The 1,643-nt window shown below is 35.6% G+C and carries 2 protein-coding genes; one reads left to right on the forward strand and one right to left on the reverse strand.

The features are described 5' to 3' along the window. Positions 1–37: 37 nt before the first annotated feature. On the forward strand, positions 38–517 hold the full coding sequence (locus AC1DTM_RS25555; RefSeq protein WP_016104719.1) for a hypothetical protein: 480 nt from the start codon (positions 38–40) through the stop codon (positions 515–517). A gap of 105 nt (positions 518–622) precedes the next feature. Here AC1DTM_RS25555 and AC1DTM_RS25560 read toward each other — a convergent pair. Then, a partial coding sequence (locus AC1DTM_RS25560) for a M36 family metallopeptidase (RefSeq protein ID WP_477001198.1) occupies positions 623–1,643 on the reverse strand: 1,021 nt, incomplete at its 5' end.

Here is a 1,643-nt window from a genome sequence, read left to right on the forward strand (position 1 = left end):
CGCATATTATTATTAAAGTTTTATCGGAGGTGTACATATGAAAAAAACAATTAGTTTCTTTCTCCTATTATTGTGCTTAGTTGTAGTTAATGAAACATACGCATATTCACCAAAATCTTTACCAATCTCTCAAAATTCTGATCAATGGCAAGTGAATATTGATGAAGTAAAAAGAACGAGTGAAAAATTGTTGCAACCAAAAAAAGGTGTATTTCAAACATATCATTTCTCTGTAAAAAATCTTGGAAAAAGTGAAGTGTATAATGTACAAGTTGAAGTTTTTCGGAATGAACCACATACGAAAACAAAATATGAACTCTTTTCCCTAAAAGAAAGTCGTCTAGCGGGCGAAAAAACTGGATTTGAACACGCTAATTTTCCAGTTTCTACAAAAGCGGATAAGATTGACGTGATCATTACGTGGCAAGAACATCCTTTCCTCTCCATGAGAAACGGTCAAAAATTTGAATCTAGAAAATTTAAAGAGCATTTTGTTTTTAAAGAAGCAGTAAAGTAAATTTATCGGTATATGTACATTATTACCGATACCAATAAATTTTCCAGTACCAGTTCTTAAGCAAATTAAAAACGTCGTGGCTTATAAATGCCACGACGTTTTTAATTAATTCGTACTAATCCCTCTCGCTGCCCAAATGCGATCAATTTCAGCCGCGTGTTGTCCGCCGTATAAAAGAGCATCTGCTTGTTTAATCGCCTTCGCTCCATCACGGAATTTAGCATTTGGCGTTAATGACCAATGTGATTGTAAAATAATTTTTGTTGCTACATCACGGCCAAAGGCCTGTGCCATTTCGTATTGACCTTGAGCCCAAATTTCTCCATCATTATGCACTTCATTCGTTATATCTTTCGGGTATACTTTATTCGTATCTAATCGGCGTAAGCACGTCGGATCTGAACTAGAATAAGCGGTCGCATCCCATTCTCCAATACATGCTTTACCGTAACCTGTTGTCGATACTGCATCTTCATAAGTAGCACCTAAGAAGTCTCCAAACCCTTCTCCCATCGCTCCACCTTCTGGTGAACTTCCGAAGCCTGGTACTTGATTATCTTGAATAGAATGTCCATATTCATGCGCGATAATGCCCGCATCTTCTGCATCATCTACTCCGCCAGTACCGAAAGTTAAGGCTTTCGTTGATGGTGAATAAAATGAGTTATCATCAGTTGTACCATTTACATTCACTTTAATAGAACGATTATTAATATTGTTAATGCCCAATCCTTGAATGTAACGCTGCAATGTATCGATATGATAATACGACATAACATCTTCAAAGCTATCATTTGCACGTGTATAGTTAAATTGTAAGTTTGTAGATTTCGTCTTCGCTTTTGAAGAAATTGTAACATACTCACCAATTAAAAATCCTGTACCATCTAAACCTTTTAACGTAACAGTTTTCAGTTGATTCGTTAGTGCTGTTGAATCTGCATCATTACTATCTTTTAATCCTGTTTTACTACCACTAGATACGACAGGATTAGGTAAAAATACTTTTCCTGTTCCTTCTGCTTTTCGGTTTATATCAACCTTTTTAATTAACTTTCCATTTTCTGCATCAATGAATGTTTCCCATGCACCGAATGGATTATTAGAATGGACTACAACTTTATAT

It is taken from the genome of Bacillus sp. P4_D3 (assembly GCF_056401855.1).